The 15,755-nt window shown below is 52.9% G+C and carries 14 protein-coding genes; 11 read left to right on the top strand and 3 right to left on the bottom strand.

The annotated features are described in order from the left end of the window. The first annotated feature begins 107 nt into the window (after nucleotides 1-107). The gene (locus tag GWR55_RS16210; protein WP_162403192.1) at nucleotides 108-3,311 is read left to right on the top strand and encodes a sensor histidine kinase; all 3,204 of its coding nucleotides are present in this window, start codon (nucleotides 108-110) and stop codon (nucleotides 3,309-3,311) included. 6 nt (nucleotides 3,312-3,317) lie between these two features. Here the strand turns inward: GWR55_RS16210 and GWR55_RS16205 are convergent, their stop codons facing one another. Then, nucleotides 3,318-3,941, bottom strand: coding sequence for a response regulator transcription factor (locus GWR55_RS16205; RefSeq protein WP_162403191.1), 624 nt, complete (start codon nucleotides 3,939-3,941; stop codon nucleotides 3,318-3,320). Nucleotides 3,942-4,668: 727 nt separating this feature from the next. On the opposite strand from GWR55_RS16205, the gene GWR55_RS16200 reads away from it, so the two are divergent. Together GWR55_RS16200 and GWR55_RS16195 are read left to right on the top strand one after the other, a co-directional pair. Then, complete coding sequence (locus GWR55_RS16200; protein WP_162403190.1) at nucleotides 4,669-5,451, top strand: sigma-70 family RNA polymerase sigma factor; 783 nt, start codon at nucleotides 4,669-4,671, stop codon at nucleotides 5,449-5,451. A 165-nt stretch (nucleotides 5,452-5,616) separates the two neighbouring features. Further along, nucleotides 5,617-6,138 carry a Dps family protein gene (locus GWR55_RS16195; RefSeq protein WP_162403189.1) on the top strand — a complete coding sequence of 174 codons (522 nt, stop codon included), beginning with the start codon at nucleotides 5,617-5,619 and terminating at the stop codon, nucleotides 6,136-6,138. A gap of 98 nt (nucleotides 6,139-6,236) precedes the next feature. On the opposite strand, the gene GWR55_RS16190 is transcribed toward GWR55_RS16195, so the two are convergent. Continuing rightward, nucleotides 6,237-7,184, bottom strand: coding sequence for an RNA polymerase sigma-70 factor (locus tag GWR55_RS16190; protein WP_162403188.1), 948 nt, complete (start codon nucleotides 7,182-7,184; stop codon nucleotides 6,237-6,239). 55 nt (nucleotides 7,185-7,239) lie between these two features. After that, nucleotides 7,240-7,506: a hypothetical protein gene (locus GWR55_RS16185; RefSeq protein ID WP_162403187.1), complete on the bottom strand. Its 267-nt coding sequence runs from the start codon at nucleotides 7,504-7,506 to the stop codon at nucleotides 7,240-7,242. Nucleotides 7,507-8,129: 623 nt separating this feature from the next. Between GWR55_RS16185 and GWR55_RS16180 the strand changes: the two genes are divergently transcribed. From GWR55_RS16180 to GWR55_RS16145, 8 genes are all read left to right on the top strand, one after another. After that, nucleotides 8,130-8,732, top strand: coding sequence for a TMEM175 family protein (locus tag GWR55_RS16180; protein ID WP_162403186.1), 603 nt, complete (start codon nucleotides 8,130-8,132; stop codon nucleotides 8,730-8,732). Between the two features lie 34 nt (nucleotides 8,733-8,766). Continuing rightward, a complete protein-coding gene (locus GWR55_RS16175) occupies nucleotides 8,767-10,098 on the top strand; it encodes a peroxidase family protein (protein WP_162403185.1) in 1,332 nt (443 codons plus the stop codon). A 225-nt stretch (nucleotides 10,099-10,323) separates the two neighbouring features. After that, a complete protein-coding gene (locus GWR55_RS16170) occupies nucleotides 10,324-11,157 on the top strand; it encodes an SDR family oxidoreductase (RefSeq protein WP_162403184.1) in 834 nt (277 codons plus the stop codon). A gap of 74 nt (nucleotides 11,158-11,231) precedes the next feature. Then, nucleotides 11,232-11,621: a cupin domain-containing protein gene (locus tag GWR55_RS16165; protein ID WP_162403183.1), complete on the top strand. Its 390-nt coding sequence runs from the start codon at nucleotides 11,232-11,234 to the stop codon at nucleotides 11,619-11,621. 50 nt (nucleotides 11,622-11,671) lie between these two features. After that, nucleotides 11,672-12,517 carry an alpha/beta fold hydrolase gene (locus GWR55_RS16160; protein ID WP_162403182.1) on the top strand — a complete coding sequence of 282 codons (846 nt, stop codon included), beginning with the start codon at nucleotides 11,672-11,674 and terminating at the stop codon, nucleotides 12,515-12,517. Nucleotides 12,518-12,569: 52 nt separating this feature from the next. Next, entirely contained in the window at nucleotides 12,570-13,322 is a 753-nt protein-coding gene (locus GWR55_RS16155; RefSeq protein ID WP_162403181.1) for an SDR family NAD(P)-dependent oxidoreductase, read from the top strand. Between the two features lie 77 nt (nucleotides 13,323-13,399). After that, the gene (locus GWR55_RS16150) at nucleotides 13,400-13,819 is read left to right on the top strand and encodes a universal stress protein (protein WP_162403180.1); all 420 of its coding nucleotides are present in this window, start codon (nucleotides 13,400-13,402) and stop codon (nucleotides 13,817-13,819) included. A gap of 307 nt (nucleotides 13,820-14,126) precedes the next feature. Next, nucleotides 14,127-15,695 carry an MFS transporter gene (locus GWR55_RS16145; protein ID WP_238398466.1) on the top strand — a complete coding sequence of 523 codons (1,569 nt, stop codon included), beginning with the start codon at nucleotides 14,127-14,129 and terminating at the stop codon, nucleotides 15,693-15,695. The last annotated feature ends 60 nt before the right edge of the window (nucleotides 15,696-15,755 follow it).

Raw genomic sequence — 15,755 nt, 5'->3', positions numbered from 1 at the left:
GGTAAAAATGAGGTTGCATGTCGGCACAACTTCTGTTGTTTCCATGACATCCAGTGAGCTGACCTCTTTTCCTCACGCCATTCGATTGTCCAAGATCATTTCACCCTATGACTGAGAGTGTTCAGCAGAGAAAGAAGCCAACCGTCTCCAAAAGGAGACGAGCATGGATCTACGGATGGATTCTTCTTTTCTGCCTTCCCATGTACGGGATAGATCGTGATCGCATGATCGACCAGCTCTACCACACCGCCTGGAATTACATCGAAGGGGCGCCAGGCCAGGTGCATGCGCTTGCCCAAACTACAGATGGATATTTGTGGTTAGGCACAGCAACCGGACTATTTCGTTTCGATGGAATTCAATTTGAACCTTATAAGCCGGAATCCGGCCAGCCCTTTCCACAGCGTAATGTAGTCTCTTTATTTTCGACACCGGATGGTGGCCTATGGGTGGGCTATTGGTACGGCGGGGTCAGCTTTATTAAGAATGGAAGGATAATCGACTATGGCAAGTCGGATGGGCTTCCCTCCGGTGCGGTGTTAGCATTTGCGCGCGACCAACAGAGCAGGATTTGGATAGCGGCCGGAAAGGATGGGATCGCTCTCCTGGATGGAGCACATTGGAGAAAGATTGGAACTGATTGGGGGTTCACTGGCCCAGCCAACACAGTTTTTGTGAATCGCGCCGGTACAGTCTGGGTGGGGACGCCAACGACGGTCGCATATCTCGCGCCGGGAGAGAATCGGTTTCAGATAGCCGCGCGGGGTCTACTCCGTGTCAAAAACTTCGCCGAATCGCCTGATGGCACATTGTGGATGGCAGAAACAGGCTACGGAGTACGATCCGTCCCGTTGCCTGGAAAAAGTGGCACAAAGCAGGAGCCTGCTATTCTTGTGGGATCCCAGGCAATCACATTTGATAATCAAGGAAGCCTTTGGATTACCAGCCTGGGTAATGGAATTCGACGTGTTCCATACCCGGACCGTCTCCACCAACCTAAGATTAAAGGTCCGTCTGCATGGCAGATCCGCGATTCCGAGGTAGAGGCATTCACAACACAGAATGGCCTTACAAGCGATTACGTGAACTGTGTTTTACAGGATCGCGAAGGCAATCTTTGGATTGGCACCAGTGATGGGCTGGATCGTTTCCGGCAGAGCCCCGTCGTCTCGATTCCCGTTCAGCCGGTTACGAACCTCGACACCTTGGCCATCCCGTCCCTGCATTCTTTTACGACAAGCGCACTGACAGCGGATAACCAGGATGGGCTGTGGGCGTCAGGCATCGGTCCTCAGGTTTTGTTGAAGATCAAAAACGATAAGGTCGCCATGCAGTTACGCGATAGATACATTGACTGTATCTATCGCGATCCGAATGGCGTTATATGGTTTGCAACACCGTGGTCTATCTTTCGCCTCGCTGACGAACATTTAGTCACGAGCGATTCAAAGCAGAGATCTCTGACCTACAACTATGACCGTTCTATGGTTGTAGGAGAGGGATTGATGCTGCGCCGAATCGATTTACCAACAACTGGTGGCGTCTCTGTAAACCTACAATCGCGCGTTAAAGCGATCACTCAAGATCGGTCAGGCCGGTTATGGGTATCCATGGATTCGGGGACGTTTCGATTAGAAAAGGCTGGTTGGACTACTCTTGCGAGACTGGGTGGTCCGCAGGGCACCGCAACCTCGGAATTTACTGATGCAGAGGGACGCATCTGGTTCGGATTCGTGAACAAAATTGCCATCCTGGATGGAGACAGGATCAGGATTTTCTCTGGCAAGGACGGGGTCCAGTCAGGCGCCATCACGTCTATCCAAGGCCAGGCAAAGAACATCTGGGTCGGTGGTGAGTATGGACTGGAGGTCTTTGATGGCCACCGCTTTCAGAAGGTGAGCCCATCCGATGGCAGCACCTTTGGTGGCGTTTCGGGAATCGTTGTCGATTCCCATAACGATCTCTGGTTCTCCGAAAATCGAGGAATCATTCATATTCGCGAAGATCAACTTAGACATCTGAACTCGGCTAAAGTGAAATTCGAGAGTTTCGGTCTACTGGATGGATTGACGTCAGAACTTCGGGGATCCCTCGCATCACCCTCGGCTGCGCAAACAACAGATGGCCGTATCTGGTTCGCCACGACGAAAGGATTAGCCTGGATCGACCCCAGGCGGATTGTACGGAATGCCGTGCCACCGCCCGTATTGATCGAGTCCGTAGCCGCCAATGGCAGGAAATACAGCCCTTCCACTTTGTTGAAGCTGCCGCCCCGAACCAGAAACTTGCAAATAGCATACGCAGCCACAAGTCTTACGATTCCTGAAAGAGTTCGCTTTCGCTATAAGCTCGAGGGGCAAGACAAAGAGTGGCAGGATGCAGGAACCCGTCGGGAGGCCTTTTACACAAATCTTGATCCCGGCTCCTATCAATTCCACGTGATCGCCTGTAACAACGACGGAGTCTGGAATGAGGTCGGATCGACGCTGCACTTTGTCGTGTTGCCTGCGTTCGATCAGACAGCGTGGTTCCGGATCTTCTGCGCGATCGCCTTGGCAGGATGCCTCTGGTTGCTCTACCTGCTGCGGCTGAAGCGGGCTACCGCACAGGTCCAACAACGTCTCAGTGCACGGCTGGAAGAGCGGGTGCGCATCGCCAGAGAGTTACACGACACACTCCTGCAGGGCTTTCAGGGTCTCGTATTGCGTTTTGACTCCGTGATGAAAGCAATTCCCGAGGACCATCCTGCGCGGCATCTGATGGGAAAAGTGCTTGATCGAGCGGACGAAGTGCTACTCGAGGGAAGAGAGCGCGTTCATGATCTTCGGCAGGATGAAACATCTGCCAATGAGCTGCCGGACAGGCTGGCTGCATGCGGAGAAGAGCTTCGGCAGGATTATGCGATCCGCTTCAGCCTTAGCGTCATCGGGCCACAGCAGCCTCTGGATGCAACAGTCGGCAACGAGGTATACAGGATCGGGCAGGAAGCATTGACGAATGCCTTTCAACACTCGAAATCCTCGAAAATCGAGGTCGAAATCACCTACGATCATAGCCGCCTACGGCTCAGAGTTCGCGATGACGGCGTTGGAATCAATCATGCTGTGCTGCTTCGTGGCCGTGATGGACATTGGGGACTTCCTGGTATGCGTGAGCGAGCCCAGAAGATCGGCGGTCAGCTAAAGATCTGGAGCCAGGAGGGTGCTGGTACTGAAATCGAGCTCACGATTCCAGGAGCGATCGCATATCCGCTCAATAGCAAAAAATTGCATTGGCACTGGGTCAAACGACTTCTGGGTTCAGGCAGATAATTCTCCCTAACCGTCGATGAAACCGCGTTTGATAGCAATGGTCACCGCATGGGTGCGATCGTTTGCTCCCAGCTTCGAAAGAATGCTCTTCATATGCCCCTTGATAGTGGCTTCAGAAACGTTTAGCTGCGCACCGATGATCTTATTGGAATTCCCGGAAGCAACTCGTCGCAATACTTCGATCTCCCTCTCCGTCAAAGCATCTTCCATCATGTAATTCGCCAGCTCGGATGCAATCTCGGGCGGTATTCTTCGTTTTCCGGCATGCACTGCGCGAATTGTGTCTAAAAGATCCTTCCGCAACATGCTCTTGAGGAGATATCCGGAGGCCCCTGCCCTAAGGGCGCGGACAGCCTGTACGTCGCCTTGATAGGTAGTAAGCACAACAAAACGAGCAGTCGGGAATTCCTTTCGTATAGCCACGATCGCTTCGATCCCGTTCATATCTGGCATCTGTAAATCCATCAATGTGACGTCAGGACGATGGTGACGGAAGAGTTCGATGGCTTCCCGTCCATTGACTGCATCTGCAACGAGTTCTATGTCTTCTTCACTGCCGATGGTCGCAGCTATCCCTTCGCGAAGCAGAGGATGATCATCAACAGCAAGAATTCTGATTTTTTTCGTCATAGGGTTCCACCTCCTATGGTTCCCGTTCTCCTCATAAAAGGCATTACTCTAACCATTTGATTTTGCAATATGTCGGCATTCGAGAACTTTGAACGGTTCGAATTTCTCAGTTCCACGTTATCCCCAAAATAATATGAAAATTCAACGATACGCCAGAACATCTCTTGTCCCGGATTCTAAAGAGCCTCCACGAACCCCTACTTTTGAGATTGCCCGCTCAGCTTGCCGGCCGCTAACCTTCCAGTGTGCAGAGACTGTTCTCTATGTTTCCTACCGGTCTGGTAGGAGTAGCGCTTCTGGTACTACGTTTTTTTGTGGCTGCGACGACAATCATCAACGCTATGAGCAGTTTGGCATTGGGAACTCCCCTCTGGGTGTTACTAGGATTCATTCTGGCTTCACTGTTTTTATGCCTTGGCCTGTTGACTCCTTACTTCTCTCTGCTTTCAGCGCTTCTCGGAATAGGAGTTCTTGTCTATCCCGGTGGAGATTATTTTCGGCTGATCACTTCTATCGTTGGCTGCGGAATCGTTTCGGTATTAGGACCTGGAGCATACTCCATAGACTCCCGCATCTTCGGAAGAAGACTTTTAGAGCTACCTCCCAAAGGTTAGTTTAAAAATGCGGCCACAATCCTCCTGAACCGATCACGATTGGTAGCTCAGTTTCATTGAAACAATCCAGGGGCCTATATCGGTATCCAAAAGAGGTAAATTTACTGCGTCGAATGGGGATTTTCATCCATTCGAAGAAACCGGATACTCCAATCACCGTCGTAGGGAAGGAGTTCCAAATGACTCAGCCTGAGAAGATGCAGTCCAGCTCCATAGATGGTTTTCTATCACCGGCCGATTCTCAACTTCCCTCTAAAGTAGAGTCTAATGGCTATGATGGACTCCCTGCATTCCTCAAGATACGTCGTAGCCTTTTCGGTCTCGCATACCGCATGACCGGAAGCGCAGCGGAAGCTGAGGATATTGTCCAGGAGGTTTGGCTGCGTTGGCAGACTACAAATCGGAGCAGGGTTCTCGATCCTTCCGCCTTCTTAAGGACCACGACTATACGAATATGTATGAACCTGTATCAATCCGCCCGGCTGCGCCGTGAGATATATTTCGGCGAGTGGCTGTTTGAGCCAATTGATATCGCCGCCGATCCAAGTCTAAGTGCTGAACGTAATGAGGCGTTGAAATCTGCAGTCATCATGTTGCTCGAAAAGCTGCGCCCGGCGGAGCGAGCAGCATATATTCTTCGGGAAGCCTTCGACTACTCCTATTGCACGATCGCTGAGCTCCTTCGCTTGACTGAGCCAAATGTTCGGCAACTGCTCACTCGCGCACGCAAACGAATTGCCGGGGTTTCCTGGACACAACCAAAACGCATAGAACGACAGGATCTTATAGAGATATTTACCTGCGCAGCTCAAAATGGAAATCTTGCTGAGCTAGAGTGCTTCTTCGTCTCAGAAGCAGCATCCTCAAGTCGCATGAGTGTTGCGCTGGGAAGCTGATATTCCGCGCTTATTTGAGGCCTCGAAGCATCTCCGCGCAAAGCGGATTCAACGTGGCGTCAAAGATGCCGACGTAAAATATTGATTTGGCGCGACAGGCTATTGCCCTGTCAGGACCAGAAGTCGCAGTAGACGTGACCATGCACTTACACCGAAAGGGAGAAAATGATTAAGGAATCGAAGCGGGAGTTAGAGGACCGTAGGATAGCGGCTCACACGCAACATACAGATATCGCATCGGAATCCGTAAAAGAAATTTCTGGTGCCCTTACAGTCTTGCTGGCGGATGTCTTTGCCTTGTATATAAAGACAAAAAATTTTCACTGGCACATGAGCGGACCTCACTTTCGCGACTACCATCTTTTGCTGGATGAACATGGAGACCAACTCTTCGCGATGACTGACGACATCGCGGAAAGGGCTCGCAAGATCGGTGGTACAACACTGCGGTCTATCCGGCACATCGCACAGATCAAGCGCATCGAGGACAACGATGCAGACTACGTTACTCCCCAGGATATGCTCAGTGAACTTTGGGAGGACAATAAGGCGCTTGTCCTTAGTATGAAGAGCTTGCATGATCTCTGCGATGCCGCCGGGGATGTAGCTACAACCAGTGTTCTAGAAAACTGGATTGATGAGACCCAACGGCGCGCCTGGTTCCTTTACGAAACGAGCCGCGATTAAGAGTAAGGAGCCATCACAATGATCGTGATGGCTCACATTCGCTCAATCAGAAGACGATGCCTTTGCGGTCGAGCCATGGCGTTAACAACGCATCGCAATCACGCAATGCTTCTTACAGCAGAAACTGCAGTCAGCTTGCTAGGTCTCATAATCCACATAACTTGATGAATGCCTTCTGCCGAAGCATCAATCATCACCATAGTAGCTGGCATACCTCCATGCGATATAAGAACGGATATTTGCCCATTGACATTGAGCCACCTAAGCGACACGCCTGCCCAGAAATGTGAGGCGAAGGCTGTGATGAACTTTGCAACGCGCTCGCGGCCAGAGATCAAGGCCCGAGCCGCAGTACGTATAACGCCCCCGCCATCCGAATAGGAGACGACATCCTCCGCAAAGAGATCTTCCAGCGCGGAAATATCTCCCTTCTGGGCGGCATCAATAAAGATTTCCAGAAGCCGCCGTTGTTCATCCGAGCTAACAGGTGTACGTCGCCCATTTGAAATATGTTTACGTGCGCGGGAGACCAGCTGGCGGATATTTGGCTCTTCCATTTGCAGGATATCCGCAATCTGGCGATAGGAGTAATCGAATGCTTCGCGCAGAACATAAGCGGCGCGTTCCGTAGGAGATAGCTTCTCTAAGAGAAGCAGGACCGCCAACTCCAATGCTTCTCCACGTTCTGCACCCAACAATGGATCGCTGCTGGTGTCCACCGGCTCAGGAAGCCACGGACCAACATAGATTTCTCGGCGGGACCTGGCGCTCTGAGCGAAATTGATACACATTCGTGTCGTTATCGTCGCCAGAAATGCCGGCGGATTTTCGACTACGCTGCGATCAGTAGCTTGCCATCGCAACCAAACATCTTGGGTTATATCCTCAGCCTCAGCCGCACTTCCAAGCATGCGGTAAGCGATACCGAACAAACGCGGACGCACCTCGGAAAAAGCTAAGAGAGCATCGTCGTATTCTCCAGCTCCCGAGCTAAGACCCGATGAAAGCATTTCCGGCGTTGATTCTTCTGTCATTGCAATAGTCATAGTCTATCTCGTGACAGATTTAATATGCTCGGAATCGATCCGAGGATAGCCAATTTCAAGTGGTCCCGAGGATCTCATCGATCGCTTCGTCACTAAGAGGAGGATCATCGGAATCGCCAGTGATCAGCTCTTCCGCTGCATGCTCTCGTTGCTCACGGAGATTCTCGTCTGGAGCTGGAGACGGATCATCAAATTCCAGGATCATGCGAAGGTCTTCCTCCGTCTCTTCGAGATATATCTCTTCCTGGCTGGCCTGTTCCTCGTAATAATCCTCCGTCCGAACCACGATGATCTCATCTTTGTGTAGATACACCTCGGCCATTTCTTCCTCCTGATGCCGTTGAGGGGCAAACCAGCAGTTGAGTAAATCGTTAATGCAGACGCAGAGTTCCTCGGTTGGCTGCGATTCTCCTTCACCGAAGACAAGCTGGAGAAATCGCGAAAACCCAGCTCCTCTGCGCATGCATCCTGCAGCCACAGCCAGAATGCAGACCATGGCAAACTCGAACCTGACAAGCACTGGCCTTTCATCACAGATGGTCGAGACCCCAGATCCCTCACCAGTTGCATGTCGTATTGCTAAAGACCGGGCAATCCATTATTTTGTGACAACCTTTTTATTTTGCGAACGTATCTCGTTGTCACATTTTGCAAGTCTGTCTTGTCTTGACAGCAGACAGGGCCTGATTGTGCCTCGCTTCCATATCTTGCCCGGAGGCAAAAGATGCAGATCCATTTGCAGCAGGCAGACTCGCTGGATTCCGCTCAATCGGCATCGCCGTATCGAGTGATTATGAAAGGCCAGATCGACCAACTGGAATCTTCCGGAATCGTAATACCGAGTATGGCGTCAGCGCCCTCGTGGCTAGTAGCGCACTACTTCATTCCGGACGCTGTGCTGGGTGGGCTCATAATGTGCTGGGTGGGAAGTTCACAGGAGAATAAATGACCGCGGGAAGACTGGAAGCATTTAGCGACGGAGTCATAGCAATCATTATCACAATCATGGTGTTGGAGATGAAGGTGCCGCACGGCAGTAGTTTTAGCGATTTGAGGCCGCTCCTACCCATATTTCTCAGTTACATCCTGAGCTTTTTCTATGTCGGCATCTATTGGAATAATCATCATCATATGCTGCATGTCTGTGCAGCGGTAACAGGATCGATACTTTGGGCCAATCTGCATCTGCTGTTCTGGCTTTCGTTGTTTCCATTCACAACTGGGTGGATGGGGGAAAACCATTTCACGGCACTGCCCACTGCGCTCTACGGGATAGTGTTATTGATGGCTGCAATTGCATATTACCTGCTTCAACAGGCGATCATTCGGTCCCAGGGGTCGAATTCAATCCTAAAGAAAGCTATTGGGCACGACTGGAAAGGAAAATTGTCGCCGCTGCTATACATCGTAGCGATTGCTGCCACTCTGCATTCTTCGTGGATGGCACAGACGGTTCTTGTGGTTGCCGCACTAATCTGGCTGATTCCGGATCGGCGTATCGAGAGGCGTCTCGAGCTTTCACAGAGCCTGACGATCGACCCTCGGTAGCCGAGAATCCGAACAAAGAAGAATGAAGGAAATTATGAGCCCAAAAAGCGCATCAGTTCGAAATCATTGCCTGGCTCCGGCACGAGCCAACGTGGCAATCGATGCACCGCTTGATCCCACAATGTACGTCCGATTGTTCCCAGAGCTGCCATCCTTTCGGGCTAACGAACAATTCCTGCGTGCGCTGGGTCGTGCAGGCGGCATCTGCGATTGCACGGACACCGATGATGCTCCCGATTCCCTCAGCGAGGCTGCGGCCGGCTGGCCTATCTTCGGTCAGTTTGTGGCTCACGATATCACGGCGGACCGCTCCACTTTGCAATCTCACACGAATACGGAAAAGTTACGCAACGCACGCAGTCCGCAACTTAATCTTGAATGCCTGTACGGCGACGGACCAACGGGGCACCCGTTCCTCTATCAACGCGACGATCCTGCGAAGTTCCTGCTCGGAGTGGAAGAAGCGGATCTTCAGAGAAACGGAGAAGAGACTGCGATCATAGGTGACCCTCGGAACGACTCTCACATGCTGATTTCGCAACTGCATCTCGCTATGCTGAAGGCCCACAATTCGTTCGTGGATGAAGCTAGAAGGGCGAGGGTTGCCGATGATCATCTGTTCGATGAAGCGGCTCGACAGTTGCGATGGCACTACCAATGGATCGTCCTCAACGAATTCCTGCCTGCTCTTGTCGGACCAACGCTTGCAGACCAGGTGCTTCAAGAGGGTCCGCAATGGTTCCATTCTGGTCATCGGGGAGGCATACCGCTGGAATTTGCCGATGCAGCCTATCGGTACGGACATTCTCAGATCCGTCATCGCTACCGATTAAATTTACAAACCAATCCCTTGCCGCTCTTTCCTGACCTTCTGGGATTTCGCTCTGTTCCGCGCCAGCATGCCGTCAACTGGAAACTACTTTTCGATGCACCGGGCGTGACATCGGCGCAACGTGCAAAAAAGATCGATGGAACGTTAGTGCGGCCGCTGATTGAATTACCGGAGGCCGTCACCGGCGAGTGCGAGATCGAAGATTATCATTCTCTCGCCGTTCGCGATCTGCAACGAGGGCAGGGGGTTGGACTGCCGTCCGGCGAAGCAGTGGCCCGTCATCTTGGCATCATCCCTCTCACTCCAGAGCAGGTTGGCATCGCTTCAACAGGGTGGGCTGGCGAAACTCCCCTGTGGTACTACATCCTCCGCGAAGCTGACGTCTGTACAGGTGGTCATCGGCTTGGCCCGGTTGGTGGCCGGATTGTGAGCGAAGTTTTGGTCGGACTCGTGGATAAAGACGAGACATCCTTTCGTCGAAGCCATCAGGAATGGCGCCCGCGAAAAACACTTAGCGATTTGCTGGCATCTTGACGGCGAAGAAGATTGTTCGACTGCCTAACTCAGAACATTCTCGTCAGACTCCCATCTCCAGCGATTCTCTCGACCTACGAGACAAGCTCTTTCCAGCCAGGTGTGGATACCTCTCGACCAGACCGATGAAAGATTGGGCATCACGTCACAAAATGGCGAGTTATCCGGTCTTAGTGAGTACAACGGCAGGCGCGAAAAATGCCATTGGAAGGAAGGGAGTAAATCATGAAAGTCATCGTTATCGGCGGCACTGGTCTCATTGGATCGAAACTTGTCAGCAAGCTTCGCGAGCACGGACACGATGCTGTACCAGCATCCCCCAATACAGGCGTCAATACTATTACCGGTGAGGGACTCGCAGAAGTGCTGAAAGGAGCCTCCGTTGTAGTGGACGTATCGAACTCTCCCTCTTTCGAGGAGACAGTTGCCATGAACTTTTTCAATACCGCCACGCGCAACCTCATTCAATACGGAAAGGCCGCTGGCGTGCAGCATTACGTTGCACTGTCGGTTGTAGGGACGGATCGCCTGGCCACGCCACGGCCTTCTGATGGGGAAAAGACGATTCGCGGATACTTCCGGGCGAAGCTCGCGCAGGAGAAGCTGATTCAGGAGTCTTCGATCCCGTTTTCGATTGTCCACGCGACCCAGTTCTTCGAGTTCGTCAAGAGCATTGCCGATACTTCAAGCGACGGCACAACAGTTCGAGTGGCGCCCGTGCTCATCCAGCCCATGGCGGCCGACGATGTAGCCTCTGCCGTCGGGCGGGTTGCGGTTGGCGCACCAGTCAACGGGATCGTTGAAGTGGGCGGACCTCAACAGTTCCGCATCGACGAATTCGTGCGACTGGGCCTCGCTGCGCACAATGATCCACGCAAGGTAATCGCCGATCCTGCTGCCGGTTACTTCGGGGTTGAAGTTGACGATCGCACGTTGGTGCCTGGGAAGGACGCCAGATTGGGCGAAACGCGTTTTGAAGCGTGGCTTGCTCAGTCTGTAAAGCAGCCCGCAAATGCAAGCCCCTCATCCCCAGCAAGCGCGTCAGTTGCCTCTCGCTAAAGATGGAAGCCGAGCCTTGCTGAGCTCGGCTTCCATTCCTACCAAATAGAACAGAAGAAACAGTGAGGAGATCCATGAAGATCGCAAAGCTTATTTTGTGTCTCATATGCCTTAGTCCCGCTTGGCTGCCAGCGCAGGAAGCCAAGGTGACTGAAGTCATGTCGAAAGATCTATCTGATTTTCCCGGCAAAGAAGGTTTGATCATCACGGTTGTTTATCCGCCGGGAGCTTCCGATCCAATACATCGTCACAATGCACACGCATTTGTTTACGTGCTGGAAGGCTCGATTGTGATGCAGGTCAAGGGCGGGAAAGAAGTCACCCTGACGCCTGGCCAGAGCTTCTACGAAGGCCCCAATGACGTTCATGTCGTTGGCCGGAACGCAAGCAAAACCAAGCCAGCGAAATTTGTTGTGTTTCTGGTGAAGGACAAGGGCGCTCCGGTGCTGACACCCGTGAAGTAAACACAAATCGCAGGATTCTTGCTGCACGAATCTCGAGGAGAACGATCCACATGAGCACGATTACGGCGAAAGATGGGACGACCATCTATTACAAAGACTGGGGCAGCGGCCCCGTCGTTACGTTTTCGCACGGCTGGCCACTAAACTCCGACGCATGGGACAGCCAGCTACACTTCCTTGCGGAGCGAGGTTTCCGTGTTGTTGCCCACGATCGTCGGGGGCATGGCCGCTCCGGTCAAGCATGGTCCGGAAATGACATGAATGGATACGCCGACGATCTGGCTGCCGTTATTGAGGCGCTTGATCTCAAAGACGTTACACTGGTCGGCCATTCAACTGGTGGAGGCGAGGTCGCACGCTATATCGGGCGCCACGGTACAAAGCGAGTTGCCGCAGCCGTACTGATCGCCGCCGTACCACCGATCATGCTGAAATCCGCTTCCAATCCGGAGGGGATTCCTATCGAAGTGTTTGACCAGTCGCGCGCAGGCCTTACAAAGGACCGCTCGCAGTTCTATAAAGACTTTGCCCAACCGTTCTACGGGGCGAATCGGCCGGGCGCAAATGTCTCACAAGGGACACTGGATCAATTCTGGTTGTGGAGTATGCAGGGCGGGCTCAAAAACATCTACGACTGCATTAAAGCATTCTCCGAGACTGACTTCACTGAGGATCTCAAGAAATTCGACGTGCCCACACTGATTATGCATGGTGAAGATGATCAGATCGTGCCGATCAATGACACTGGAAGAAAATCGGCGCAACTCATCAAGGGAGCGAAGAAGATCTATTATCCCGGCCTGCCGCATGGCCTCACCACAACGCATGCTGATCGAATTAACGCCGATCTGCTGGAGTTTCTGCAATCAGTTCAAAATGCCAGCAGAGCCGCGTAACTCTTTTGCCGTGGCAGGTCGCCCAACCTGCCACGCTTTTGATGAGAACGCTATGAATGCTTTTCAAGATAAAGTTGTGATCGTCACAGGCGGAAGCTCGGGAATTGGACGATCGTCCGCCTTTCAGTTTGCTGCCGCGGGAGCGCACGTACTGATCACCGGCAGGCGGGCAGAACGCCTGGATGAGGCCTCCCAGGATCATCCCCACATTGAGCCCGTTGTAGCCGATACATCCAGACCGGAGGATGCCTTCCGGACAGTCTCCAGCGCCATCGAGCGATGGGGAAGACTGGACGTCCTCGTAAATAATGCCGGTGCAGGCGCCATCATGCCGCTGGCAGAGGTCAGCGCTGACCGCATCACCGACATCTTCGCCGTCAACGTCTTAGGACCCTCCCTTCTTGCAAAAGAGGCGTTACCGCATCTCAAAGAGGCGAAGGGATCGATCATCAATATATCGAGCACGTACGGATCGAAAGCAGGCGCCGGCCTCTCCCATTATGGAGCGAGCAAAGCTGCTCTCGAATACCTGACTCGCGCCTGGGCGCTGGAGCTGGCCCCAGCAGGTATCCGTGTCAACGCAATTGCTGTAGGTCCGACAGAGTCTGGCGCTCTCACAGGCATGATGGGTCTCACTGCAGAGCAAGCCGAATCGGTAAAACAACATGAGCAGAAGCAGATTCCTCTCGGACGCCGCGGTTTACCCGATGAGGTAGCTCGCTGGATTCTCTCATTTGCAAACCCGGAAAACGAATGGGTTACAGGACAGATCTTCGGTGTCGACGGCGGCCTCGGACTTACCTGATAAGGAGATCTTGATCGCCCTTTGTCCCAAATGAAATTCAAAACGCTTATGCGTCGTAACTGAATAAGAGGAAAGACATGTTCAGAAAAATCACAGTCGCCTTCGATGAGTCCCCCGAGGCTGGCAGAGCATTACAGGCAGCAGTTGAATTGGCAAAATCATTGAACGCCAGTCTCACCATCGTCAGTGTCATTGAACCTGCCCCTATTTATTTTTCCTTTTCCACTTCGGCTGCTCCTTATATACGGTGGACTGACGAAATGCGGACCAGATACATCGGGCTGCAAGCGAAGGCGCGCGAATTCGCAGAAGACGTTGGGCTTGCCATCGAGGCTGAGCTCTCAAAGGGAGATGAAGTGGAAAGCATCCTGGAGGCCGCAAAGCATAACCAATCCGACCTTCTTATTATTGGTATGCCTAAACATAGTTTGATGATTGGCCGTACCGCACAGGAAGTTGCAGAGCGTGTCCCCTGCGCACTGCTAGGGATCAGATAGCTCAAGATTCAGGACAGAGGATATCGTAGGGGCTGGATCTCAAAATATAACCCGGATTCAGATCGGAGGCGGCGACTTTAGTCGGCGAGCATAGCCAATGAGCTTACAAACACCTCAACAAGGCCGCGTATCTGCAACGATAGGATCCGATTCTGAGGAATATTTCGAGGAGCTTCAAGAGGTCATCGCGCGACTCCAGGCCCTTGTTTGCGAATTACTCCTCAAAAATCAGCAACTGCGCTTCCAACGCGCAGACGAATAGAAAGATTCAAAACTACAGCAGATATGGTGTAGCAAAGAGAAGCGCATGGAAGTTGTGCAGATGGACGGTGACGGCTCGAATTTGGATGTACACGGACGTACCGTGCTTGCAGCCACGATCCTTGGATCGAGCATGGCCTTCATCGATGGAACTGCCGTCAATGTTGCACTTCCCGCATTGCAGAATTCCTTGCATGCCTCTATCTCAGACGTCCAGTGGGTCGTCGAATCGTACGCCCTGATGCTGGCGGCGTTACTGCTCGTAGGTGGCTCCCTCGGGGATCACCTGGGCCGGCGCAAGGTCTATGTCGTCGGTGTTGCCGTCTTTGCAGCCGCCTCTGCGTGGTGCGGCCTGGCTCAGAACATCGGCATGCTGATCTGGGCACGATCGATTCAAGGTGTGGGGGCAGCCATGCTGGTACCCGGAAGCCTTGCACTGATTACAGCGTCCTTTCCCGAAGACACAAGAGGTCAGGCAATTGGGACCTGGTCGGGGTTCTCCGCCATTACTGCGGCTATTGGGCCAGTCATCGGCGGCTGGCTGATCGAACACTTCACATGGCGTTGGGTCTTTTTCCTGAATCTTCCACTTGCGTTGGCGGTCATTCTGCTGGCTGCCAGAGTGCCGGAAAGCCGTAATAATAAGGCTCCCCCTCAGCTGGACTGGGTTGGCGCCGCCTTGGCGACGCTGGGACTTGGCGGAGTCACATACGCGTTGATTGAATGGCCAGCTCGCGCCCGCCATGACTACCATCTCATCAGCGCCTCAGTAGCTCTGGGCTTGATTGCCTTGGCCGCATTTTTTGCTGTCGAAGATAGGTCTGCCGCGCCGATGATCTCCCTCAGGCTGTTTCGATCGCGAAACTTTACAGGCGCGAATCTGCTGACATTCTTTCTCTATGCAGGACTTGGCGGATTGATGTTCTTCTTTCCGTTGGATCTGATCCAGATCCAACACTACACAGCAACAGAGGCAGGAGCTGCTTTTCTGCCTTTCATCGCCATCATGTTTGGGCTTTCACGCTGGGCAGGTGGCTTAGTGACGCGCTACGGATCGCGACTACCGCTCACAATAGGGCCGCTCGTTGCCGCCTGCGGCTTTTCCCTATTCGCAGTTGCGCCGCAAAATGGCAGTTACTGGTTCACATTTTTTCCCGCTGTCGTGGTCATGGGTTTGGGAATGACGATCAGCGTTGCCCCGTTGACGACAACAGTGATGAACGCCGTTCCGGACTCAGAGGCAGGCCTGGCCTCAGGAGTAAACAACGCGATCTCTCGGCTGGCTTCTTTGCTTGCAGTGGCCGTCTTCGGTGCGGTTCTGGTCACAGTCTTCAACCATTCGCTGGATCAACACCTCTCTCATCTGACGTTGAGTGCAAAGACTCGTGCCCAAATTGATTTTGCCCGACCCCAGCTTGGGGCTGCCCATAGCCCGGACCCTGCCGTTCAGCATGCAGTCATGCAGTCCTTCCTAATCGGCTACCGTACAGTAATCTGGATTGCAACCGGTCTTGCGGTGACAGGCGCTATCACTGCCTGGCTGCTGATTGAGCCCGGCTCACCCTCCGTAGCCCCGGCAAAACGGCAAAGGAATCGACCAGCGATATCTGCTTGAATAGCGCCGTATTCAGACCCCCCGACGCTCCCAGCGGTTAAAAGCCCATCTTCGAGACTC

Source organism: Edaphobacter sp. 12200R-103 (assembly GCF_010093025.1).
GTDB lineage: Bacteria > Acidobacteriota > Terriglobia > Terriglobales > Acidobacteriaceae > Edaphobacter.
This window is presented reverse-complemented; position numbering and strand designations above follow the sequence as displayed.